Genomic DNA, 23971 nt, shown 5'->3' on the forward strand with positions numbered 1-23971 from the left:
AATCAATCTCTCAATCTTTTCAGTGCTTTAACCAGCTAACCAATTCCTCAGTCAACCAATATCAGGGGCGAAGCTCTCTGCCGCTAGCAGCGCCGCCGCCCTCGTTGTGTCGCTATATAGACCCCACCAATCCAAACTGTCAACACGACAAAACACCTTTTATGGAATTTTTATAACAAAAATCGAAAAACAGCGCCCATCACCCCGCTTTATCCCCTCACCACACTACTCCAACACCCAAAACCTCCCCAAATCACCCCAAAAACAAAGCCAAATATATCAAATCACACCCACAAACCCTTGTTTCGACTCATAAATTCAGAATCAAAACGCGGAATCATTCACCTCACACCCGAATCCATGTCCAAAACAGTGTTTTTCATGAGACCATTGATGCTCATTATATATAGTGCTTTTCACAGCCTAATAATGTAGCGATCATAAACACGCCCCATTCCGGTCGTACGCACACATCTGAAATGAAATAGGTTCAGTGCTCCGGTTTAAATAAGGCGAATAATCGTGGAATGATTCCACATATCCCGATTGTTTGCCGTCTTCTCATTGACTTGACCGGTATGCACAGGCAAAACTTTGCTCCTCACCTGAGGTAATTCAATATTACGCAGATTTTTCCGCAGCCTGCGGTGCGCAATATATAATAAGGAATGGTACTGCGCGGCATGAATCAGCAGATCGTGACCAACTCCAGCGACCCCGGAGATGAGCCGCCGCTCATCACGGACGGGCGTCGCGGACCACCGGATCGGCGTGAAGTTTCTGCGCGATGGCTGGCCGGTACTTTTCTGACCGGCATTACAGCTTCATTACTCATTGGTGTTGCACTCTTTGCAGCACTCGACGGACGTCAGCAATTAGCGACGCCTCCGGAGCTTGTTACAAAAGAAGAAATGCCGGCGAAATCGGATGCTCAGGACAGCACCAAGGGCAACCGCGTTATTGCAACTGTCACCAAACAAAAAAGCCGCGACCGCCGCCGCATGGAAGTTTCAACCATGCAGAAAGTTGGCGAGCGCGAGGTTATCCGTACCAAACCTTTTGAATATGTCCGTATGGCTTTGGCCGCCGATCATCCGGCAAGCCGCCAATATCCGGCATTTGATGCTATGGCTGTTTTCTCTGACGGCGCTAAACAACAGGTGCAGGCTGCGAGTACCGGACAAATTTACGGCGCGAAGGTTGAAAGTGAAATCAGTCTGCGTACGATCGATTTTCCGGTTAATGCCGGAAATTATGATTCAGCATCAGATCTTACCAGCGACGAAGTTGAAAAAGTCGTCCGCAGCACCGGTCAGCTGCTGACTGACGGCGATGTGCAGATCGCGTCTCTTCATTATGTCGATCCGCTCCGCTTTGGTAATAGCGGCGATTCCCCTTATACCCTGACACAACCGCTTGGCGTGCGTATCACGCAGGAGAATGTCAGCGTCAGCAACCGCCTTCTCGATGGTGAAACCAATACCGGCTTCTCCGAAGATATTATTCCTTTCCGTTCGGATTCGAAAATCATCGATGCTCTGAATAAGAGCGGCTATGAGGGGGAAGATGCGGATAATATTGCTGAAGCCCTGAGCAAGTTGATGAATTCGCCGCGCCTGAAGGCTGGCAGCGTATTGCGTGTGGGCGTGACCTCTTCTGAAGAAGAAGATCATATTGTCCGTGTGACACTCTATAACGGAACAACCCATATTGTTACGGTCGCTCTTGATGACCAAAACCAATATGTTCCGTCTGATGAACCGGAAATGACCCCGCTTCTGCAAACTGCATTTGATGATAATGCACCGCCGCCGACAATCCGCGGTGAGCTGCCATCTGTTTATGATGCCGTTTATAAAGCAGCTCTTGCCTATGGCATGACCAATGATATGGCACGGCAGCTGATAAAAATGCTGGCGAATGATGTCGATCTGCAATCCAAGATCACCCGCTCCGATGCGATTGAAGCATTCTTCTCCCTGCCGGAAGATTCCGAAAGTGCGAATGAAGAATCTCAGCTGCTCTATGTCAGCGCCAATATGGGCGGCACGACCAAAAAATTCTACCGCTACCAGTCGCCGGAAGGCAGCGTGGAATTTTATGATGAGAATGGCCGCAGTGCCCAGCAATTCCTGATCCGTAAACCGGTTCCGAACGGTGTCTTCGGTTCGCCATTCGGCGGACGACGCCATCCTATCCTCGGTTATGTCCGCATGCATACAGGTGTCGACTGGCGCGCACCGCGCGGCTCCCCGATTCTTGCTGCCGGTAATGGTGTTGTTGAAAAAGCCGGTTGGGCCAATGGTTACGGCAATCAGACCATTATTCGTCACGGCAACGGCTATCAGACCAGTTACAACCACCAGAACGCGATTGCTTCCGGCATTACACCTGGCGCCCGCGTTCGTCAGGGGCAGCTGATCGGTTATGTCGGTTCAACCGGTCTATCGACCGGCCCGCATTTGCACTATGAAGTGATTGTGAATGGCGCAAAAGTTGATCCGATGCGTATCCGTATGCCGCAAAGTCAGTCTCTGGGTGGAAAACAGCTGGAAGTCTTTACGCGTGAACGTAACCGTATTGATCAGCTGCTGGATGGTAAGGGAGATGCCCCTGCCAAGGTTGCCAATACATCTCAGGCAAAAAGCTGATAATTTTATAGAATAAAAAAGCGGCCGTTCAGGCCGCTTTTTTATTTCTTATTCCGTAAACTCCACGGTCACTCCGGGTTTTACAAGCTTGACCAGTTCTTCCGCATCCCAGTTGGCAAGGCGTATACAACCGTGACTGGCTGTTTTACCGATACGGGACGGATCAGGGGTGCCGTGAATACCATAAGTCGGCTTTGACAGTGCAATCCACACAGTGCCCACCGGCCCGTTTGGCCCCGGCGGCACAATCAGCACCTTGTCATTATTACCCTGTTTAAAATTAATCTTCGGATTATAGGTGTAATTCGGATTGGTCGCGATACGCTCAACCGTCACAATGCCTGAAGGCGAAGGATTATCTGCCGAGCCGATTGTCGACGGGTAAGCCACAACCAGTTTGCCGTTTGCATCATAGCCGCGCACTTGTTTGCGCGCCTTATCCGCAATAATTTTGGCAATAGGCGCACGCTTCTGCTTGCCCAGATTAGGCACACGGATCACTTCACCGGGCTGGCGGAAACTGATCCCCGGATTGATTTCCTGAAGATAATTTTCATCAATGTGGAATTTTTCAGCCAGCATTTCACGCGGCGAGACATAGGCCATTTCCGGCAGCTTTGCCTTCTCGCTGTAATCATTGGGGACAGAAGCCAGATAAAAGCGCCCGATATCCTCATTGGTAATCGTATATTCTGTGAAAGCAGGGCCGCCTGTGGCTTCGAGCTGGGCATTGACCTGCGTTTCATCTGCCGGATTAATGCTCAGACCTGTTACTTCCAGATAGGACGCCGCCGCCTTGTCAACATTGCTGCCCGCTTTGCCGTCGATCACGCCCGGTGATGTACCGGCACGATCCAGCATGATCTGATAGGCTGCAAATTTAGCTTTCGCACCCTGACCTTTCGGCATCACAACTGGCGGTGTCTGTGAACCGGACATGCCGGAAGACGTGTTCGGATATTGTCCGTAAGGATCTTCAATCGCCGGTTTGAAATCATTATCATCCGGTGACGGTGCAGCACCGACATCCGGCAAAGCAGAACGGTCAACTGCTGCATTATTCACACCCGTATTGCCTCGTGGTGCTGCCGGAAAATAATCCGTGCCGGCATCATCCGGCACATTGGCAAAGCCGTCATAAGGCACTCCGCCGCCGACCGGTCCGTTCAATGTCCAGTTATCATTAGAATCCGGTTGCTGCGGAGGCTGTTGCGGATAGCCGCCCGGCTGTTCCTGAATACGCAAAATCTTGCCGCTATTATCCATGGTCACCTGACGCCCTGAAGCATCAATATAGACCCGTACTTTATTATCCTGATAAATAACTTCACCCGGATCATAAAGCTGTGCCATCAACACGGGACGCTCCTCACCGGAAGCAGAACCACCAATATCAAAAGGGGACGCATAAGCGGTCGCCGCTGTCAGACCCGTCAGCGCTGTCACCGACAGTCCGAGATAAGTCTTCCGTAGAATTCCCCGCATTTTATGCATACCACACCCTTTAAAGCGCAAATCTTGTTTCTTCAGCCAGTCGCCTGACCTGAAATGCCTTAGTCACAGATCAGGCCATTTTTATGGTTAATAACTTAACTGCATATGAAGAAGACAATCCGCAACAGATATTTTTTATAAAGCATGACGCAGCTCAATGGACTCATTGAGCGTCCGCGAGCATGCGACAATTCAATAAAGCCAAAGCGCCATGAAAAAGCGGCACCACATTCAGTGATGCCGCTTGCCATCTCTTCACTCAATCAGGGTGTATTGTCCCCCTGAAGCTCAGTGTTTCGGCTTGGGCTGGAAAACCAGCCGGTCTGATCCGGCCGAAATATCCACAACCGAACCATCGAGGATATCGCCGCCAAGAATTTTCTCGGCGAGCGGGTCCTGTACCTGTTTCTGGATCACCCGTTTCAGCGGGCGGGCACCATAAGCAGGATCATAGCCCTTATCGGCCAGCCAGTTACGGGCATCATCCTCAACATCCAGCGTGATCTTGCGGTCACTCAGCAGGTTCTGCAACCTTGCCAGCTGAATATCGACAATCGCACCCATTTCGGAGCGGCGCAGGCGATGGAACAGAATAATCTCATCCACGCGGTTGAGAAATTCCGGACGGAAAGATGCACGGACAACGCCCATAACTTCTTCACGTACGCTATCCACATCCTGATCTTCATTCAGTGCAACAAGATATTCCGCACCGAGATTGGAGGTCATGATAATCAGCGTATTGCGGAAATCCACCGTACGCCCCTGACCATCGGTCAGACGACCATCATCCAGCACCTGCAACAGCACGTTGAAGACATCCGGATGTGCCTTTTCAATCTCGTCGAACAGGATCACCTGATACGGACGACGACGCACAGCTTCTGTCAGCACACCGCCTTCCTCATAACCGACATAGCCCGGAGGGGCACCGATCAGACGGGCAACCGAGTGTTTTTCCATGAATTCGGACATATCAATCCGCACCATGGCTGTTTCATCGGAAAACAGGAATGTGGCCAAAGCTTTGGTCAGTTCTGTTTTACCAACACCGGTTGGTCCTAAGAAGATGAACGAGCCGATCGGACGGTTCGGATCCTGCAGACCGGCACGGGCACGACGCACCGCACGCGAGACCGCCTGCACTGCTTCACCCTGACCGATCACCCGCTTGCCGAGTTCGTCTTCCATCCGCAACAATTTTTCCCGTTCGCCTTCCAGCATCCGGTCAACCGGAATACCGGTCCAGCGGGAAATGATCTGCGCAATATGATCCGGCGATACAGTTTCTTCCAGCATTGTGCCGGTATTTTCCTGTGCTTCCGCATCGCTCAGCTGTTTTTCCAGCTGCGGGATCGTACCATAGGCCAGTTCACCGGCTTTCTGGAATTCACCATTCCGCTGGGCAGTCGCCAAAGCATTACGCGCATCTTCAAGCTGCTTTTTCAGATCTGCCGCATGGCCGAGTTTCTGCTTTTCTGCCTGCCATTTGGCAGTCAGCTCAGCGGATTCCTCTTCCAGATCGGTCAGTTCTTTTTCAAGACGCTGCAACCGGTCTTTCGAAGCCGTATCCGTTTCCAGCTTGAGCGCTTCACGCTCAATCTTCAGCTGCATGACACGGCGATCCATCTCGTCCAGCTCTTCCGGCTTGGAATCCACCTGCATACGCAAACGCGCAGCCGCTTCATCCACAAGGTCAATTGCCTTATCCGGCAGAAAACGATCCGTGATGTAGCGGTTCGACAAGCTTGCGGCTGATACCAGAGCAGAATCCGAGATACGCACTTTGTGGTGCTGCTCGTATTTTTCCTTCAGACCGCGCAGGATCGAGATCGTATCTTCAATGGTTGGCTCATTGACAAATACCGGCTGAAAACGACGGGCAAGCGCCGCATCTTTTTCAACATATTTGCGGTATTCTTCCAATGTGGTTGCGCCAACACAATGCAGCTCACCACGGGCAAGCGCAGGCTTCAGCAGATTAGACGCATCCATCGCGCCGTCCGATTTACCGGCACCGACCAGAGTGTGCATTTCGTCGATGAACAGGATGATTTCGCCTGCCGCCGCTTCAACTTCCGTCAGCACAGCTTTCAGGCGTTCTTCAAATTCACCGCGATATTTCGCACCGGCAATCAGTGCGCCCATATCCAGCGCCATCAACCGCTTGTCTTTCAGCGATTCCGGCACATCACCATTGACGATACGCAGTGCCAAACCTTCAGCAATCGCGGTTTTACCCACGCCCGGTTCACCGATCAGCACCGGATTATTCTTGGTACGACGCGACAGAACCTGAATGGTACGGCGGATTTCTTCATCACGGCCAATCACCGGATCAAGCTTACCGGAACGCGCATCCTCGGTCAGGTCACGGGCATATTTTTTCAGCGCTTCGAAATTGGCTTCGGCAGAAGCACTATCGGCAGTCCGGCCTTTACGCATCTGATTAATCACCTCATTCAAAGCTTTGGCTGTGACACCGGCATGTGTCAGAATTTCATAGGTTTTTGCGCTTTTTTCCAGTGTGAAAGCGGTGAGCAAACGCTCAACCGTGACATAGCTGTCACCGGCTTTGGTGGCCAGTTCTTCCGCAGTGGTCAGGATTTTTGCAAGTGCAGGCGACAGATATAGCTGTCCGCTACCGCCGGTTACTTTCGGCAGCGCAGCCAAGGCACTCTGTAATCCGAGCTTAAGATCAGCAAGGCGACCGCCTGCCCGTTCGATCAGGCCGGAAGCCAGACCTTCTTCATCATCCACCAAAACTTTCAGCAGATGTTCAGGGGCAAATTGCTGGTTATCAGAATTCAATGCAAAGCTTTGCGCTGACTGGAGAAAACCCTGTACGCGCTCGCTGTATTTTTCAATATTCATAGTGTCTCCTTTTCGCCCGCCAGCCCTTCAAGGCACCGGCAGATCATGGGTGACGGCTCCCCCTTAAAGGCAGGAACCATTATTCAGCAGATTTAGATAAACGGGACAAAATATTCTGGCAAAAATCAGAACCAGTTTCACTGGAAATGCATGGAATAAATTGCTCCGGCATCCTGTCACAAGGGATATGGGGCGATAGTCCTCTCCCTGCAAGGGCTGAAAGCATGAAGGTGAAAAATTATTATCACAACAGGGGTTAAGCCCCGCCCGTAGTTATGCAAAGCCGCAGTCATGCCCCCCGCACATAAAAAAACCGGCAGATTTCCCTGCCGGTTTTTATTCTCTCTTATGCAAACAGATTATTCTGTTTCAGCAAAAGCGGTATCCTGATCCTGATTTTCACCATCAGCCTTCGCTGCACGGCTTGTCGTGCGGCGCGGGCGCAGAACACGGCGGGTGCGCGGTGCCGGTGCTTCATCCGCACCGGTTGCTTCAGCAACAACATCCTTCTTCGCTTCAACTGCCGGTGCATCATCACCGTCCTGCATAACAGGCGCAGCGGCACGCGGACGACGGCGGGTAACAGGCGCTTCCACAACTTCAGTCACAACCGGTTCAGCAAAGTTTGACGTGACAACCGGCTGTTCAGCAGACTGATCAAAAGGCACCTGTGCGGCTGCAACCGGCGCTTCCTGTCCCTGATCTGCACCATATTCCGGACGCTGATGACGGCGCGGACGCTGCATGCGACCCTGACGGTCATTGTTACGGTCGTTACGATCATTGCGATCATTACGGTCGCCGCGATCCTGACGATTATTCTGCTGACGGTTATTACGGTTGGAAGAACGGGAATTTTCTTCGCCATACATGACTTCAGCAGGCGTGCCTTCGATCACAGGCTGCGGGCCGCTGCCATCATAGACTTCCTGATGCGATACGGACTGGCCGGAATGACCCTGCTCCATACCTTCTTCATCATCAAAGTCATCATCAAAAGCTTCATCGCGCTGCACCGGCGCAGGATTTTGTGCCTGTGCCGCCAGAATAATGCGATTGTAATGTTCAGCGTGCTGCAAATAATTTTCTGCAATCACCCGGTCGCCGGTCGCCTGCGCATCACGGGCCAAAGTCATATATTTTTCGGCAATATGCTGCGCATTACCCCTGATTTTTACATCAGGTCCGTTACTTTCGTAATTACGGGAAAGAGGATTAGGGCCCTTACGGTTATTATTCCCCCGTCCACGCATGCGCCTGTTCTGCTGTCCTGGCCTCATACTCATCTCTTTTCAGATTAGGGGCGAAGAAATCATTTCAGCTGAAAGGGCTGAGCGACTTCATAACTACAATAACAGAAAGCGCGCCCCGCACTTTCAGCGTATAATTTTAATTTAAGTTTTGTGCTGCCGTGTCAGCAACTCCGCAAAGGAGGTCGGTTGAAAAACCACCGGACAGCTGCTGATCAAAATGTCTGAATCACTCATAATTTCGCGTCGCATGACACGGTTTTATAAAGATACAAATTCAAACATATAATTTCAGGCTGACAACCCTGTCCGACATACCAATGCATAATTCTTTAAATCGCTGCCGGTTTAAAAATGAGATTACGCATTAGTCCGAATTGTTACCGCATCTTTCATCCATCCTACAGGACATGCGATGCAGTAGCGGTGACAGGAAATTAGACGTGTTTGCCGTAAATTCCAAGTCTTTTTTGGGCATATTAAACATTAAAGTCAACGCTGAAATGACAATGCCCGTTTATGACCGGCCAAATCTTCGGCTACGCTTGTCAGACGGAATGAATATTGTGCAAAAATTGCCTCCGTATCATCCGCCTGTCCTGCCCCGATTTCCACAGCAACTATACCATTATCATGTAGGTAGGCGCCACTGTGCTTTGCAAGAGCACGATAAAAATTTAATCCGTCTTCTCCGCCGTCCAGAGCACGGCGCGGATCGTAATCTTTAACTTCCTTGTCCAGTTCAAGCACTGTTTTTGCCGGAATATAGGGCGGATTCGAGACAATCAGGTCATATTTTCCGCGAACAGCACCAAACCAGTCACTTTTCAGAACAGCCAGACGTGATGAAACACCCGCCAATTTTGCATTGATCCGTGCCGCTTGCAGGGCGCCTTCAGCAATATCAACAGCAACACCGCGCACGGTCTTTATTTCATGCAACAGGGTAATCGCAATTGCCCCCGTACCGGTGCCCATATCCAGAAGATCAACGAAGCCCTTTTCCGAGCTTCTCTGTTCGAGAAACGGCAATACCAGCCCGATCAACGCCTCTGTATCAGGGCGCGGCTCAAGCGTATCGGCATTTAATTTAAAGCTCAGACCATAAAATTCGCGCTCACCGATGATTCGGTGTACCGGCTCACCGGCCAGCCTGCGCTGCATTGCACCCAGCACTTGCTCCGTCACATCCGGCGCAACTACTGCATCCGAACGGATCACAAAATCTGTCAGCGATGCACCGGTAAAATGCTGCACCAGCAGGCGTGCATCCAGCTCGGCACCATCAATTTCTGCCTGTCGCAACTCAAGCCGCACATGGGCTAAAAGCTGACCAAGCGTGTTATTTGTAGTTTTCGGTTCAGTCATAACGGCGATCAATTATCACCCAATTCCGCCAGCAATGCGGTCTGGTGATCCGAAATCAATGCATCCACCAACTCATCAAGCTCGCCCATCATCACGCGGTCAAGCTTGTAGAGTGTGAGATTAATCCGGTGATCCGTCACACGGCCTTGCGGAAAATTATAGGTACGGATGCGCTCTGAACGATCGCCGGAGCCAACCTGGCTGCGCCGCGCTTCCGAACGCTCACTTTCCGCACGCTGGCGTTCCATGTCATAAAGACGGGCACGCAAAATCTGCATCGCACGCGCACGGTTCTGGTGCTGCGATTTTTCTGCCTGCACCACCATAATCCCGGTCGGAATATGGGTGATACGTACGGCCGAGTCCGTGGTATTGACGTGCTGACCACCGGCACCGGACGCGCGCATCGTATCAATACGAATATCTTCATTGCGGATTTCAATATCAATATCTTCCGCTTCCGGCAGTACAGCCACCGTTGCCGCCGAGGTATGAATACGTCCGCTGGCTTCTGTTTCCGGCACGCGCTGCACGCGATGCACACCGGATTCAAATTTCATCTTGGAAAACACACCCTTACCGGAAATTGTCGCAATGATTTCCTTAAAACCACCGGCATCACCTTCACTGGCAGAGACAACTTCCACACGCCAGCCTTTATCCGCTGCATAACGCTCATACATGCGGAAGAGATCGCCGCCAAACAAGGCCGCCTCGGAACCGCCGGTACCGGCACGAATTTCCAGAATAGCGTTTTTCTCATCCGCCGCATCTTTCGGCAGCAGCAAAATCTGGACTTCGGCTTCCAGCGCCTCGACTTTTTCTTCCGTATCCGGAATTTCCATTTCAGCCAAAGCGCGCATTTCTGCATCGCCTGACGTATCATCACGCATGGAAACCAGATCGCTCAGCTCCTGACGGGCAGCCTGCAATTCACGGATTTTCAGCGCCACATCTTGCAGCTCGGAATATTCCGACGCCAGTTTGACATAGGTTTCCGGCGAAGGATTATTCGCCATCTGCGCTTCAAGCATGACAAAATGCTTTAACAACTGATCCATTCTGTCTTGCGGAAGCGCGACCATGCGATAATCCTGATAATATAATTATATCTCTGAAATTCAGTTTTCAGCTTGATGAGGGCACCCATAAAGCATTTCGCAATCAAACGGAAATGCCTGATTGCGAAATTTTCTGCACAAATGTCAGCGCTTTTAGTGGTCTGTTACAGAGGAATGCCCTGTACAGTTGCAAAACGAACCAGATGCTCGCGGATTGATCCGTTGGCATCGGGTCTCTGCACGAGGTCGCTCAGAACCGTATTCAGTTGCGCCGCATCAAGCGACAACAGCATATTTTTCACCGGTCCGATTGCCGCTGCAGACATTGAGATCGAGCGGAAGCCCAGCCCCACCAGCATCATCGCCGTTAATGGCTTACCCGCCATTTCACCGCAGAGTGTCACCGGTTTATTGTGGCGCTTGCCCGCTTCGGCAATCTGCTGCAACACCCGCAAAAATGCCGGAGACAACTGGTCAAAACGATCCGCAATCTGCGCATTGCCACGGTCAACCGCCATAATGAACTGGAACAGATCATTCGACCCTACCGAGGCGAAATCCACTTCGCGCATTAGCTCATCCAGCTGCCACAACAGTGACGGCACCTCGATCATCGCCCCTACTTTCAGGCTGCTCGGCGGCTGATAATCAAAACGGGTCAGGTAATTGACTTCCCGTTCGATAATCTCGCGGGTCGCTTTCACCTCTGCCACTTCTGTCACCATCGGCAACATAATGCGCAATTCACGACCGCCCGCAGCTTTCAGCAGCGCGCGCAACTGCGTACGCATCAGACCTGGCCGGTCCAGAGCAAGGCGGATCGCCCGCCACCCCATCGCCGGATTTTCTTCATGGGCGTTGGAGCGGAAATAAGGCAGCACCTTATCACCGCCGATATCCAATGTGCGGAAGGTTACCGGCTTATCACCCGCCGCTTCCAGCACTGCGCGATAGAGCTTTTCCTGCTGTCCTGAACGCGGGAAAGTGGAAGCCACCATGAATTGCAGTTCCGTGCGGAACAGGCCGACACCATCCGCACCGGATTCCTTCAGCTGTGGCAGATCAACAATCAGACCGCCATTCATCAGCAAGGAAACCGGCTGACCATCTTTGGTAATCGTCGGCTTATCGCGCAACTCACGATAAAGCGCCTGTCTTTTAGCGCGGAAACGGACTTTCTCCGCATAGGCTGCTTCAACATCAGACTGCGGCCGCAGATGAACACGGCCATCCTCGCCGTCAATTATGATCGCATCATTATTTTCAGCCAGTGCAACCACGCCTTTAGCCTGCCCGACCACCGGAATACCCATAGCACGCGCGACAATCACCACATGGCTTGTCGTTGCACCGTCTTCCAGCACCAGACCGCGCACACGTTCGCGCGGATAATCCAGCAGTTCCGCAGCCCCCATGGAACGGGCAACGATGATTGAATCCTTCGCCATCATTTCCGCAGCGGTTTTCGGGTCATACCCCATCAGCTGCCGCATCAGACGATTGGCAAGATCGTCAAAATCACTGAGACGCTCACGCATATAAGGATCGCTCAGATGCATCATCCGTGCGCGCGTATCGCTCTGCACCTTTTCAACCGCTGCTTCTGCGGTCAGGCCATTGCGGATAGCTTCCTCAAGGCGGCGCATCCAACCACGGTCATGGGCAAACATCCGGTAGGCTTCAAGCACATCCCGATGCTCACCCTCTACCGCCACATCGCGGCGCGATAACATATCGTCAATCGAGAGACGCAAAGACCCCATCGCCTCATCAAGGCGGGTGATCTCATGCTCAATATCTTCATTAAAGAGATTGGTCACAACAATGCGCGGTTCATGCAGCAGCACATGCCCGAGGCCTACGCCATCATTATAGGCATGACCGTTGAAGCTGACAGAACGCCCGTTAGTCAGTTCCACACCGGGACGCGCAAGGCGGGTGAGATTGCCTGCGGCAACCATTTCCGCCAGCACCATGGCGGTTGTTTCCAAAGCTTCCAGCTCATCTTCGCGATAAGCCCGTTTGGTGCGGTTCTGCACAACCAGCACGCCCATCGTCCGGCCTGCGCGCAATACCGGCACACCGAGGAAGGAGTTATAAATTTCTTCGCCGGTTTCTGGCAGATAAGTGAAAGCCGGATGGCTTTGCGCATCAGTCAGATTGAGCGGGCGAGCGGTTGCGGCAATCGTACCGACAAGCCCCTGCCCCAGACGCAGCTGCGCCAGATGCACGGCCTGCGGATTCAGACCTTCGGTCGCATAGAGCTCTAGAATTTCATCAGATCGGAGCACATAGAATGAACAGACCTCCGCCACCATATTTTGCGCGATTTCGCGCACGATACGGTCAAGACGTTCCTGCGGTTCGAGCGCTTCCGCCATTAAAGCGCGAAGACGCTTGAGCAAAATCCGGGGTCCGGCTGTCAGCTCACGCATAGGGTCTCAATGCTCCTCCATATGCCTCATGCCAATCTCAAACCACAATACACAATGTATGTGGTTACTCGTCGGCTTTTACCGCTTTTCCGATCGGCCGGTCAGGCATTGTTTCATCCTGATACTACAAGACCAGTCCGATCACGAATCACACCGCTGTGTGCATAGCTCAGTTTGGTTTGCTTGTGAGCATTTTTCTCACAATCGTCCAGAGTACAATTATCAAATCTTATTATTCATTGTGCTCTTATTGCAGTTTACGTGTCTAAAATGGGGCATAAACCGATTAAAGCCTCTCCATCAACAAAAATGATTTTATTCGCCCCGCTGCCTGCACCTGACCAGAACCGGATCGCTCTGCTCTTATTCTTGCTCGCCAGCTATGCAATGACTGCATAGCTAAACCCTGTATTTCCGTTTACCCCTGAAAAGATAATAGCATGTCGCGGAAAAGTGAGTACCGGTTTTCCGATAGTGACATGCGTAAAAACAAAGAGATAGAGCGAACGCCATGAATGTGATTAAACGCAACACGGCCTGGTATAATGTTGCCGCCCAACAGAAATGAAGAGAATAAGGCAGAAAAAAAGGCAGCGCCGCGAAGCACTGCCTTTCTGAAACTTTATAACTCACGCAGCTGTTAGTGCTTATCCAGCCCGTAAACAGAATGCAGGGTTCGTACCGCCAGTTCTGTATATGCGCTGTCAATCAGGATCGAGATTTTAATCTCGGAGGTCGTGATTGCGCGAATATTGATGCCTTTTTCAGCCAGCGCCTTAAATGCAGTCGCTGCAACACCTGCGTGAGAACGCATACCGGTGCCGATCACCGAAATTTTTGCCAGACCGGTTTCCGACTGGATGGAGTCACAGCCGATTTCAGCCTTTACCTTATCCAGCGCATGCACAGCCTTATCCATATCACCGGAAGGAACGGTGAAGGTCATGTCGGTTTTTGAACCGTCTTCGGAAACATTCTGAACAATCATATCAACATTGATATGTTCTTCAGCCAACGGGACAAAAATCGCCGCAGATACACCCGGGCGGTCGGCCACGCGGCGCAATGAGATCTGAGCTTCATCTCGGGCGAAAGCAATACCAGTTACAACCTGTTGTTCCACGATTTCATCCTCATCGCAAATCAGTGTTCCGGGAGGGTTGAGCGGATCACCCATGCCCGGCGCATGCGGATCTTCAAAACTTGAACGTACAAATGTACGCACTTTATGCACCATGGCCAGTTCTACGGAGCGAACCTGCAGCACTTTAGCGCCAAGGGATGCCATTTCCAGCATCTCTTCAAAAGAAATCTTGGCCATACGGCGGGCTTTAGGCTCTACGCGCGGATCGGTCGTATAAACACCATCCACATCCGTATAAATATCACAGCGATCAGCTTTAACCGCTGCCGCAACGGCAACAGCCGAAGTATCGGAACCACCGCGACCGAGCGTCGAAATACGATTATCCGGGCTGATACCCTGGAAACCGGCAATCACCGCAACCTGACCTTCGCCAAAGCGCTTAATCAGGAAAGAACCGTCAATATCCGTAATACGTGCCGCACCATGCGTCATGTCGGTTTTGATCGGGATCTGCCAGCCTTGCCATGAACGTGCATTCACGCCCATAGACTGCAGCACAATCGCCAGAAGACCGGCCGTTACCTGCTCGCCCGATGCAACAATCGCATCATATTCACGGGCATCATGCATCGGTGATGCTTCACGCGTCCAGGCAACCAGCTCATTGGTTTTACCGGCCATAGCCGAAACCACAACTGCCACTTCATTGCCGGAATCGACTTCACGTTTAACGTGACGCGCCACATTCCGGATCCGTTCAAGATCGGCCACAGAAGTACCGCCGAATTTCATCACAATGCGCGCCATTATGTCGACATATCCTAAATGAAAATGAGAACCAACGGAACCTGCCATCGTACTGAGAGGTACTCCTGACAGGTAAGTGATGCTGACATACCGAAATTATGACCACTTCGCAAGCGCAACAGGCGAAAAGATACTTGACTTTCATCAATGAACAGACAAGTCCATTGGTAGGAAATGGAGAAAGCTATGTCCGACACGTCCAGACAGACAGATACTGGCTCACAACAGCCACCGGAATCCGTATCCGGCCGTACCACGATTGATCCCGCTGAAGTTGCGCATTTTTCGCGCATTGCCAGCGAATGGTGGAACCCGCAGGGCAAATTCCGCCCGCTCCATAAATTCAACCCGACCCGTCTGGAATATCTGAAAGAACAGATCTGCAAGCATTTCAACCGTGATCCGCTGGCGGCAAGACCGCTGGAAGGCCTGCGCATTCTGGATATTGGTTGCGGCGGCGGTCTGCTCTGCGAACCGATGGCACGCCTTGGCGCGACAGTTATCGGTGCCGATGCCTCAACCACCAATATTGAAGTCGCAAAAATCCATGCTGCGGAAATGGGCATTGAAATCGATTATCGTGCCACCACAGCAGAAGATCTGGCCGATGCCGGTGAACAATTCGATATCGTGCTGAATATGGAAGTAGTTGAGCATGTTTCCGACGTTGATCTGTTCATGTCGGCGACAGCGAAAATGGTCAAGCCGCAGGGACTGATGTTTGTTGCCACCATCAACCGCACACTCAAAGCATGGGGTCTGGCGATTATCGGCGCAGAATATGTGCTGCGCTGGCTGCCGAAAGGCACCCATCAATATGAAAAACTGGTGCGTCCCGAAGAGCTGGAAAAACCATTGCAGGCTGCCGGTCTGACTGTGCTGGAAAAAACCGGCGTGAGCTATAATCCGCTCAATGATACATGGAGCCGCTCACGCGATCTCGACGTGAATTATATGGTTCTGGCGCAGCGCCGCTAAATTATGCTTGGAAAAACTGATCCGTTTATACGGATCAGTTATAGAGCATTTCACATTCAAGTTGATACAACTTGAATGGCATGACAATGCGACCACTAAAGAATCTAGAGCGAGCACTGTGATCCAACTTGAACGTAAACCGCTCTAGTCTTCAGCCATTGAACCGGCACGGTTCAATTATAATCCTCAGGCAACACCGGCAACGGCAGAATTTCCACACCATCCTCAACGAGCGATGTGATTTCTTCCTTCGTTGCCTCACCGTAAATGCCGCGCTCTTCCGTTTCACCATGGTGAATTTTACGCGCTTCCTCGGCAAAACGATCGCCGACATAATCGGCATTCTCTTTCACCTTGCGGCTGATCTCACGCATCTCATCCAGCAATTTGCGCTGGGCTTCACCCATGGTCGCTGCAATTTTCTCTTTGGTGCGACCGGTGGTGACGGACGGTGCCATCAGCGCCTTATTCACATTAGGTGAGTGACAAACAGGGCATTGCACCAGACCGCGTGCGGTCTGGTTGTCGAAATCCTCATTATTACGAAACCAGCCCTCAAATTCATGGGACTGGTCACAGTGCAGAGAAAACCGCATCATGCCTTGATCGTTTCACCTTCCGCGACAATGGTTTCCAGTTTGAATTCCCGCGCATTTTTCAAATTCGGGATTTTATTACGGGCAGCAGCGCTGTCCGCCACATCAATATCCGCATAGATCACCGCCGGATTATCGTGATCGGCTTCCGCCAGAACTTTCCCCCATGGCGAAACAATAATTGTATGACCATAGGTCTGGCGATTGCCGTTATGCAGACCGCCCTGCGCAGCAGAAATCAGGAAGGCACCATTTTCAATGGCACGCGCCCGCTGCAAGATATGCCAATGCGCCTCACCGGTCTGACGGGTGAAAGCAGCAGGCGCGGAAATCACATTGGCACCGGCATTGGCCTGCGCCTGAAACAGTTGCGGAAAGCGGATATCATAGCAGATTGCCAGTCCGAGTTTCATAAATGGCAGTTCCGCTACTACTGCGCGATCCCCTGCCGAAATCGTATCGGATTCACGCCAGCTCTCACCATTATCCAGATCCACATCAAACATATGGATCTTGTCATAAGTGGTGATTTTTGAGCCATCCGGCGCAAAAACAAAAGCACGGTTGGCGATCAGCCCGCTCTCAAGTTTAATCGGCGTGGAACCGATATGGAGATGAATGCCGTGCCGCTTTGCCAGAACCGAGGCTTCACGCACCACAGGATCATCCTGCTCCGCATGAAGGCTGGCACGGTAAAGCGCACGGTCATTCTGAATAATGCCGGTATTTTCAGGCGTCTGCACATATTGCGCACCTTGGGCGGCAGCCTCTCCGACCATACGGCTGAGGGCTTCAATATTGGCGGACATATCGCCATCTGAACGCATCTGCACTGCTGCAACTTTAACCATCGACATTATTCTCCCCTTTATGCCTTATAGATTAGTCTGCTTTACCGGTTTCCAGCAGAGTAACCAGCTTGCCTGCACGATCCAGCGCATGAAGATCGTCACAACCGCCGACATGCACATCACCGATAAAAATCTGCGGAAATGTTGTACCGCCGGAGCGGGTCATCATTTCTTCGCGATATTTCGGATCAACACTCGCATTAAATTCCGTGTAGCCAGGCGCACGTTCATTCAGCAATTGTTTTGCACGTGCGCAGTAACCACAGCCGTCACGGGTATAAATTTCAACATTCATTTCAAGAGTCTCCAGAGTTTCAACTCTATATAACCATGCCTGCACAATCATCCAAGCATTTGCTGCCGGTTTGTTGTCGCGGGTATTATTTCTGTATGTCCGGTAAAACCCTGCCGAACGTCAGCACATCCACCTCTGCCGCTCCTGCTTTCAGCAAAGCACGGCAGGCCGCTTTGACTGTCGCACCGGTCGTATAAACATCATCAATCAGCAACACAGTGCGCCCCTGCACGCTGCTTCGCCCTGCCTCAGGCACCTGAAATGCACCTGCCACATTACGCAACCGCTCGGACTGGCTCAGCTCCGCCTGCTGCCGTGTATCCTTGATACGCTGCAAGGCTGCAGCCTCATAATTTTTGCCACTGAGCTTCGCCAAAACCCGCGCCAGTTCTGCTGCCTGATTATAACGGCGCTTCCACAAGCGCTTACGATGCAGCGGCACCGGAATAATCACATCACATCCCTCAAGCAATTCATGCCCCGCCCGCTGCATCCAGCGTGCCATCCAGGGGGCGAGATCAAGCCGGTCATAATATTTCAGCGAAATACCGGCATGACGGGCTGAACCATCGTGACAGGCGACAGAACGCAAGCGCCGGAAAGGCGGCTGATCGGCAATTGCCTCGACTGAGAGAAAATGCTCGCCAAAATCATGTGTAAAGGGCGTACCCATCACCGGACACAATGGCGCTTCCAGAAAGCGCATCTCATTCCAGCAAGCCCCGCATAAAGTGCCGGCCTGTGAAACGGGGCTGTCGCAACCCTCGCAAAGTGCCGGAAAAATCCTGTCCGGCAGCGTTTTTAAACAGGCTTGTATATTTTGCAGCAAGCGCTGAAAACCTGTCTCTCTCACAACAGTTTCATGAGAAAGCGGCAATTCCCCCATTGCATTCGCCCCCGATTGAACGCATTTACATCACCATGCCAGATGCACCGGTGTAGTCCAGAGAAATATCGGGATACGAGAAATGCCAGCAACAGAAACCACACCAAACACTATTTTCGACAGCGCATTGCTGCAACAGCGCCTGAAACGGGCGATACAGCGCAATGTAAGTGGTGCGGATTTTCTGCTGGAGCGCACGGTGCAGGATCTGGAAGACAGGCTTTCAACGGTTGAGCGTCAGTTTTCCCGTGCTGTAATCGTCAATCCCTATACGCCGTCTGCTGCTTTATCTTTGCAACAGTCCGGCAAGGCAGAAGTGATTGAAAGCATTGACTATCAGTCAAAAGACAGCACGGAATATCTGCCGCTGGAACCACAAAGTGCTGATCTGATTATCTCACTGCTATCATTACAGTTTACCAATGACACGCCGGGACTGATGATGCAAATCAAACAGGCGCTGAAGCCTGACGGATTGTTTCTCGGTTGCATGGCGGGTGCCGGCACACTCGGAGAGCTGCGTGAATCGCTGTTGCAGGCCGAGTCTGAACTGACCGGCGGCGTCAGCCCGCGTGTGGCACCTTTTGCCGATGTGCGTGATGGTGGTGCCCTGTTGCAGCGTGCCGGTTTTGCGCTACCGGTGACGGATATTGAGAATGTCACTGTGCGCTATGACAATATGTTTGCGTTGATGGCCGATATCCGCGCCATGGGTATGGCCAATATTCTCACCGGCCGTTCGCGCAAACCGGTTGGCCGTCGTCTGTTCATGCGGGCTGCGGAGATTTATGCCGAGCGCTTCAGCGATCCCGACGGGCGCATCCGCGCAACATTCTCATTCATCTGGATGTCCGGCTGGGCACCCCATGCCTCGCAGCAGCAGCCGTTGAAACCGGGATCGGCCAAGGCTTCACTGGCTGAAGCCCTGCTTGCTACGGAAAAAGAACCGAAAAAGTAACAAGAAAGATCAGCAGTCGCCCTGCTGTGAGCCGTCACGGGCAATCACGCAAACTGCTTCCGGTGAGGATTGCAGCAGGCTTTTGCGCTCAATATAGGCTTTGTCAGTATTGCCGCGCTGAATAGAACCGGTGGACATCATATCCACACCGGCAGGAAACAGCGATTGCGCGGTTTGCTTATTGGCTTTCTGGCTCAGCACCGGCACGATGACCAGCGTCAATGCGAGAATTGCGGAACCGAACAGCAAAATGCAACGGACAAAGCCGCTTTTGGCAACAGGCATAAAGCCCGATTTTGTCTCTTCATCATCTTTAAAAAAGTCTGTCAGAAATTCTGACTGATACTGACTGCGATTGCTGCTCATCGTCATACTCCGGCGCGATGATCCCACCATGCGGCATGTCAGTGAATCATCCCTTAACAAAATCGTAAAAACCCGTCTTACGACTAAAAATAACCGGCAATTATCAAGGATGCGCTGGAGGATTACAGGAGATCCATCAGGAAAGGGATCAGCGGCTCATCGGCAGGCGGCATCGGATAGGAGCGGAGGTCTTTTGGTTTGACCCATTTCAGCGCCTGCCCTTCCATCGAGCGGGCAATGCCCTCATAGCGCCGGCAGATATAAAGCGGCATCAGCAAATGAAATTTATCGTAAGAATAGCTGGCAAAAGTCAGCGGCGCGAGGCAGGCATGTTTGGTGATAATGCCCAGCTCTTCCTGCAATTCGCGGATCAGCGCATCTTCCGGTGTTTCACCGCTTTCAACTTTACCGCCCGGAAACTCCCAAAGACCGGCCAAATTTTTGCCCTCAGGGCGCTGTGCCAGCAAAATACGGCCGTCCGTATCAATCAGCGCACAGGCTGCCACCAGCACAATCTTTTTGCCCTCAGTCATCAAATACTACCTATCTGCAATAATAAATATAATCATAGACAGTGGTGAAGCCTAACCCCTGATACAAAGCACGCGCTGCTGCATTCGCGCTTTCCACTTGCAACCAGAAAAAATGATCGCCGCGGGATAAGGCCTGCGCCATCTCATTCAGAACCAGTGCTTTTGCAAAACCACGCCGTCTGAACGCCTCACCAATACACAAATCCAGCAGACCGGTATAGCCGTTCTCACTCACACAAAGCAGTGTTGCCGCAGGTTCAGCTCCGGCAAAACCGGCAATGACATATTTCTGCGGCTTGATTGAACGCAGAACTTCCGCCAGTCCCTCCACCAGCGGCTCAGGACGGTCGTGAAACGCACCGGAAATCCGGCTATAGCCGATCTCCTGCCCGTCACGAAACTGCACAAGCCGTAACGGCAGACGCGGCTGCGGGGTCTTCAACGCTGCGTTATCACGCAAATCACAGGCCATCACTGATGATGCGCCCGTGGCCGTATAGCCGCGCTTTACCAGATAATCGGCCAATGCGGGCGGTGCCAGCGGTGTCAGCCGGAAAACCGGCTGTTTGCCCTGCGCTGTAAACAGCGCTTCACAGGCCTCGGCCCGCTGCGCCAGATCCGCATCATCAGTCGGGTTCAGCAGATTAACCGAATTGCCGCGTTTTGACGGATAGTAAGGTGTCAGTTGAACAGCCCAGTCCCCGAAATGCGTGACCTGCAAAGCGGGCCATGCATGAAAACCAAGCTCTTCAAACTGACGAATTTCAGACATCACGACCGGTAATCACCGTTAATGGCCACATATTCCTTGGTCAGATCGCAAGTCCAGACCGTGGCTGTGCCCTCGCCCATACCAAGCTCAACCGTGATGAGAATATCCTCACCCTTCATATAGGCAGAAGCCGCAGCTTCCGAATAATCAGGATCGCGTTCACCATCGACCGCCACGCGGATATTACCAAAGCTGATGGCGAGACGATCACGGTCAGCCGGTTCACCCGCCTTACCAACAGCCATCACCACGCGTCCCCAATTGGCATCTTCACCGGCAGCCGCTGTCTTCACCAATGGCGAATTGGCAATTGACAGACCAATACGCTTGGCAGACACATCAGACACCGCACCTTTCACGGTGATTTCCAGCATTTTGCGTGCGCCTTCGCCATCGCGCACAACCTGCAAAGCCAGATTTTTCAGAAGCTTACGCAAAGCGCGGTCAAATTCTGCCAGACGGTCATCATCAGCTGATGTTACAACAACAGCGCCGCGTTCGGCGGCTGTGCCGGTCGCAAACAGCATCAGCGTGTCAGACGTGGAAGTATCGCTGTCCACAGTCACCGCATTGAAACTGGAATCCACCGCTTTGGACAACAGGCCCTGCAAGACATCAGAGGCAATCGGCGCATCTGTCACCACAAAAGACAACATGGTCGCCATATCCGGCGCAATCATACCGGCACCTTTGGCGATGCCATTAATCGTCACCGGCACACCGCCAAGCAGCACGGTTTCCGTTGCCACTTTCGGATAAGTATCGGTGGTCATGATCGCTTTGGCCGCTTCCAGCCAGCCATTATTATCGGCACGCGCATTCATATCACCGAAGAGATGCGAAAATTTGCCGGCATCCAGCGGCTCGCCGATCACACCGGTTGAAGCGAGAAAGATTTCATGCGCTTCACAGCCCAGCGCCTCACAGGCAGCTTTGGCTGTGGCTGTCGTTGTTTCACGACCTTTTTTACCGGTAAAGGCATTGGCATTACCGGAATTGACGATCACCGCTTTGGCTGTTCCGTGTTTCAGGCTCTCGCGGCAAAAATCCACCGGCGCAGACGGGCATTTGGAGCGGGTGAAAACACCGGCAACAGAAGCAGGCTTATCAAAAACCATCATCAGCACGTCTGTTCGGTTTTTATATTTAATCCCCGCTTCGGCAGTTGCCATTCGCACACCGGTAATCACCGGCATGGCAGGATAATGTTTTGGTGCAAGCGGAGAAACAGAAGAAGACATGCGTGCCTCGAGAATAAAAGCATTACCGACAAAACTGAAAATAGTTTTGCGTCATGGTCATGCGGCTAAATACCAATGAATTTTAACCGAAATAAAACAGCTCGTATCCTGAGTGCCTTTCAGATGCTGTCGGCACATCAAATCACCCGCCATTTCACCTCAGGTTGAGGCCAATAAATGACGGATAGGCATAAAATGCAATCACCTGCCCGAAATAATCAGCGCAGGTGATCATTTTTATCAAAATTCGCCTTAAACTTACCAGATTGGCAATCACATCAAAGCAAAATGTAAGCTTATTGAGCGGCTTTCGCAGCTGCATCCTGTGCGTCGGCAGCTTCTTTCATCGCTTTGGCAACAGCTTCGTCTTCATAAGTGATTTTCGAACCGTCACGCAGCTTCTTGACCATTTCGATATATTTTTCACGAATGACGATCGAGCGAACCTGATCTTTCACTTCATCAAATGCAGGCGGCTGCTGCTGGCGCTTATCTTCCAGCTTGATGATGTGATAGCCGAACTGCGACTTCACAGGCTCTTTGGTATAGCTGCCGACTTCCAGTGCAAAGGCAGCTTTTTCGAATTCAGGCACCATCATGCCTTCGCCGAAATAGCCCAGATCACCGCCCTGTGCGGCAGAACCATCGGTTGAGCTTTCTTTTGCCAGATCTTCAAACTTGGCACCGCCTTCAAGCTTCTTAATGATTGCTTTGGCTTCGTCTTCAGTTTTTACGAGAATATGACGCGCACGAACTTCGTTCTTCGCAGGCATTGCCGCGATTTCCTTGTCATAACGGGCACGTACATCTGCATCGGAGATCTTGTCTACGATTGCAGTCTGGAAATATTCATTATGCAGCGCGCGGTCTTTCAGAAACTCGATGCGCTGTTTGAAATCTGCACTGTCGTCGAGTTTTTCAGTTTTCGCGGCAGCGGCCAGAACTTTGATATCAACCAGAGCAGCCAGTGCAGCAAGACGGCGCTGATCATCCGGCAAACGGGAGAACTGCGGATCCAGATCGCTCGAAGCCTGATCAACTTCGCCCTGTGTCAGCTTAACGCCGTTTACAGTGGCAAGCACTTTGTTCGGATCGGCTTTTTCAGCCGGTTTTGCTGCAGTTTCAGTCTTTGCAGCGGTGCCTTGCGCATAGGCAGAGCCTGCAGCAGTGGTCAAAAGCAGACCGGCTGCAAGCTGAATCAGGACTTTACGGGTACGGGTCATCAGTGATTTCTCCTTCGGGGACGAAGTACCGTCCCAAGAATAAGGCAGAATTTTGCTGCTTCGCTCTCATTCGGATAAAGCAGAATAGTTTTTAGGCGATATGGCAATTTTCTGCACAATATATATATTTCAGCAGTAATAGTCCCTTTTGTTATGCGCATATAATCGCATTGCTCGGGACTATGACTGTTGTCAAATCATTGACATCGCCGCACTCCCCTCTTATCTGTCCATCGGCTTTGCGT

19 protein-coding genes are annotated in these 23971 nt (G+C 51.8%); 3 read left to right on the forward strand and 16 right to left on the reverse strand.

All coding sequences use genetic code 11. The features are described 5' to 3' along the window. Positions 1–683: 683 nt before the first annotated feature. The gene (locus F7P81_RS15470; protein WP_151160213.1) at positions 684–2651 is read left to right on the forward strand and encodes a M23 family metallopeptidase; all 1968 of its coding nucleotides are present in this window, start codon (positions 684–686) and stop codon (positions 2649–2651) included. Positions 2652–2699: 48 nt separating this feature from the next. Here F7P81_RS15470 and F7P81_RS15475 read toward each other — a convergent pair whose 3' ends face one another. The 7 genes from F7P81_RS15475 to F7P81_RS15505 form a co-directional block, all read right to left on the reverse strand. Continuing rightward, positions 2700–4136, reverse strand: a complete 1437-nt coding sequence (locus F7P81_RS15475) for a L,D-transpeptidase (RefSeq protein WP_151160214.1) — start codon at positions 4134–4136, stop codon at positions 2700–2702. Positions 4137–4433: 297 nt separating this feature from the next. Beyond that, the gene (gene clpB / locus F7P81_RS15480; protein WP_022711252.1) at positions 4434–7019 is read right to left on the reverse strand and encodes an ATP-dependent chaperone ClpB; all 2586 of its coding nucleotides are present in this window, start codon (positions 7017–7019) and stop codon (positions 4434–4436) included. A 359-nt stretch (positions 7020–7378) separates the two neighbouring features. Further along, positions 7379–8299: a DUF4167 domain-containing protein gene (locus tag F7P81_RS15485; RefSeq protein WP_151160215.1), complete on the reverse strand. Its 921-nt coding sequence runs from the start codon at positions 8297–8299 to the stop codon at positions 7379–7381. A 462-nt stretch (positions 8300–8761) separates the two neighbouring features. Then, a complete protein-coding gene (gene prmC / locus F7P81_RS15490; RefSeq protein ID WP_151160216.1) occupies positions 8762–9637 on the reverse strand; it encodes a peptide chain release factor N(5)-glutamine methyltransferase in 876 nt (291 codons plus the stop codon). Between the two features lie 8 nt (positions 9638–9645). Beyond that, complete coding sequence (gene prfA, locus F7P81_RS15495) at positions 9646–10722, reverse strand: peptide chain release factor 1 (protein ID WP_028233711.1); 1077 nt, start codon at positions 10720–10722, stop codon at positions 9646–9648. Between the two features lie 140 nt (positions 10723–10862). Beyond that, positions 10863–13133 (reverse strand): phosphoenolpyruvate--protein phosphotransferase, encoded by a 2271-nt coding sequence (gene ptsP, locus F7P81_RS15500; RefSeq protein WP_151160217.1) that lies wholly within the window; start codon positions 13131–13133, stop codon positions 10863–10865. Between the two features lie 640 nt (positions 13134–13773). After that, complete coding sequence (locus F7P81_RS15505) at positions 13774–15027, reverse strand: aspartate kinase (protein WP_022711258.1); 1254 nt, start codon at positions 15025–15027, stop codon at positions 13774–13776. A 186-nt stretch (positions 15028–15213) separates the two neighbouring features. On the opposite strand from F7P81_RS15505, the gene ubiG reads away from it, so the two are divergent. Continuing rightward, positions 15214–16005 carry a bifunctional 2-polyprenyl-6-hydroxyphenol methylase/3-demethylubiquinol 3-O-methyltransferase UbiG gene (gene ubiG, locus F7P81_RS15510; RefSeq protein WP_151160218.1) on the forward strand — a complete coding sequence of 264 codons (792 nt, stop codon included), beginning with the start codon at positions 15214–15216 and terminating at the stop codon, positions 16003–16005. Positions 16006–16178: 173 nt separating this feature from the next. Here ubiG and F7P81_RS15515 read toward each other — a convergent pair whose 3' ends face one another. The 4 genes from F7P81_RS15515 to F7P81_RS15530 form a co-directional block, all read right to left on the reverse strand. Continuing rightward, entirely contained in the window at positions 16179–16604 is a 426-nt protein-coding gene (locus F7P81_RS15515; RefSeq protein ID WP_151160219.1) for a DUF1178 family protein, read from the reverse strand. Next, complete coding sequence (locus F7P81_RS15520; protein ID WP_022711261.1) at positions 16601–17458, reverse strand: carbon-nitrogen hydrolase family protein; 858 nt, start codon at positions 17456–17458, stop codon at positions 16601–16603. Before F7P81_RS15520 ends, F7P81_RS15515 begins: the two co-directional genes overlap by 4 nt. A gap of 25 nt (positions 17459–17483) precedes the next feature. Then, positions 17484–17747 (reverse strand): glutaredoxin 3, encoded by a 264-nt coding sequence (grxC, locus tag F7P81_RS15525; RefSeq protein WP_033316077.1) that lies wholly within the window; start codon positions 17745–17747, stop codon positions 17484–17486. 85 nt (positions 17748–17832) lie between these two features. Further along, positions 17833–18633 (reverse strand): ComF family protein, encoded by an 801-nt coding sequence (locus tag F7P81_RS15530; protein WP_151160220.1) that lies wholly within the window; start codon positions 18631–18633, stop codon positions 17833–17835. Positions 18634–18715: 82 nt separating this feature from the next. Between F7P81_RS15530 and F7P81_RS15535 the strand changes: the two genes are divergently transcribed. Beyond that, a complete protein-coding gene (locus F7P81_RS15535; RefSeq protein WP_151160221.1) occupies positions 18716–19591 on the forward strand; it encodes a methyltransferase domain-containing protein in 876 nt (291 codons plus the stop codon). A gap of 9 nt (positions 19592–19600) precedes the next feature. Here the strand turns inward: F7P81_RS15535 and F7P81_RS15540 are convergent, their stop codons facing one another. The 5 genes from F7P81_RS15540 to F7P81_RS15560 form a co-directional block, all read right to left on the reverse strand. Beyond that, positions 19601–19957, reverse strand: coding sequence for a hypothetical protein (locus tag F7P81_RS15540; protein WP_022711265.1), 357 nt, complete (start codon positions 19955–19957; stop codon positions 19601–19603). Positions 19958–20079: 122 nt separating this feature from the next. Then, positions 20080–20490, reverse strand: coding sequence for an 8-oxo-dGTP diphosphatase MutT (gene mutT / locus F7P81_RS15545; protein WP_075657337.1), 411 nt, complete (start codon positions 20488–20490; stop codon positions 20080–20082). A gap of 10 nt (positions 20491–20500) precedes the next feature. After that, a complete protein-coding gene (locus tag F7P81_RS15550) occupies positions 20501–21262 on the reverse strand; it encodes a GNAT family N-acetyltransferase (RefSeq protein WP_151160222.1) in 762 nt (253 codons plus the stop codon). Then, positions 21262–22503, reverse strand: coding sequence for a bifunctional glutamate N-acetyltransferase/amino-acid acetyltransferase ArgJ (gene argJ / locus F7P81_RS15555; protein ID WP_151160223.1), 1242 nt, complete (start codon positions 22501–22503; stop codon positions 21262–21264). Before argJ ends, F7P81_RS15550 begins: the two co-directional genes overlap by 1 nt. A gap of 296 nt (positions 22504–22799) precedes the next feature. Continuing rightward, positions 22800–23726, reverse strand: a complete 927-nt coding sequence (locus F7P81_RS15560) for a peptidylprolyl isomerase (protein WP_075657333.1) — start codon at positions 23724–23726, stop codon at positions 22800–22802. Positions 23727–23971: the final 245 nt, after the last annotated feature.

Origin of the sequence: Pseudochrobactrum saccharolyticum, from assembly GCF_008801715.1 — a bacterium.
Lineage (GTDB): Bacteria > Pseudomonadota > Alphaproteobacteria > Rhizobiales > Rhizobiaceae > Pseudochrobactrum > Pseudochrobactrum saccharolyticum.

Coding starts and splice junctions, on each gene's coding strand:
- F7P81_RS15485 (WP_151160215.1), bottom strand. CDS start 8,299: ATGAGGCCAGGACAGCAGAACAGGCGCATGCGTGGACGGGGGAATAAT.
- F7P81_RS15515 (WP_151160219.1), bottom strand. CDS start 16,604: ATGATGCGGTTTTCTCTGCACTGTGACCAGTCCCATGAATTTGAGGGC.
- grxC (WP_033316077.1), bottom strand. CDS start 17,747: ATGAATGTTGAAATTTATACCCGTGACGGCTGTGGTTACTGCGCACGT.
- F7P81_RS15470 (WP_151160213.1), top strand. CDS start 684: ATGAATCAGCAGATCGTGACCAACTCCAGCGACCCCGGAGATGAGCCG.
- F7P81_RS15535 (WP_151160221.1), top strand. CDS start 18,716: ATGCCAGCAACAGAAACCACACCAAACACTATTTTCGACAGCGCATTG.
- prfA (WP_028233711.1), bottom strand. CDS start 10,722: ATGGTCGCGCTTCCGCAAGACAGAATGGATCAGTTGTTAAAGCATTTT.
- clpB (WP_022711252.1), bottom strand. CDS start 7,019: ATGAATATTGAAAAATACAGCGAGCGCGTACAGGGTTTTCTCCAGTCA.
- F7P81_RS15505 (WP_022711258.1), bottom strand. CDS start 15,027: ATGGCGCGCATTGTGATGAAATTCGGCGGTACTTCTGTGGCCGATCTT.
- F7P81_RS15560 (WP_075657333.1), bottom strand. CDS start 23,726: ATGACCCGTACCCGTAAAGTCCTGATTCAGCTTGCAGCCGGTCTGCTT.
- F7P81_RS15475 (WP_151160214.1), bottom strand. CDS start 4,136: ATGCGGGGAATTCTACGGAAGACTTATCTCGGACTGTCGGTGACAGCG.
- F7P81_RS15530 (WP_151160220.1), bottom strand. CDS start 18,633: ATGGGGGAATTGCCGCTTTCTCATGAAACTGTTGTGAGAGAGACAGGT.
- ptsP (WP_151160217.1), bottom strand. CDS start 13,133: ATGCGTGAGCTGACAGCCGGACCCCGGATTTTGCTCAAGCGTCTTCGC.
- prmC (WP_151160216.1), bottom strand. CDS start 9,637: ATGACTGAACCGAAAACTACAAATAACACGCTTGGTCAGCTTTTAGCC.
- F7P81_RS15540 (WP_022711265.1), bottom strand. CDS start 19,957: ATGAGCAGCAATCGCAGTCAGTATCAGTCAGAATTTCTGACAGACTTT.
- ubiG (WP_151160218.1), top strand. CDS start 15,214: ATGTCCGACACGTCCAGACAGACAGATACTGGCTCACAACAGCCACCG.
- argJ (WP_151160223.1), bottom strand. CDS start 22,503: ATGTCTTCTTCTGTTTCTCCGCTTGCACCAAAACATTATCCTGCCATG.
- F7P81_RS15550 (WP_151160222.1), bottom strand. CDS start 21,262: ATGTCTGAAATTCGTCAGTTTGAAGAGCTTGGTTTTCATGCATGGCCC.
- mutT (WP_075657337.1), bottom strand. CDS start 20,490: ATGACTGAGGGCAAAAAGATTGTGCTGGTGGCAGCCTGTGCGCTGATT.
- F7P81_RS15520 (WP_022711261.1), bottom strand. CDS start 17,458: ATGTCGATGGTTAAAGTTGCAGCAGTGCAGATGCGTTCAGATGGCGAT.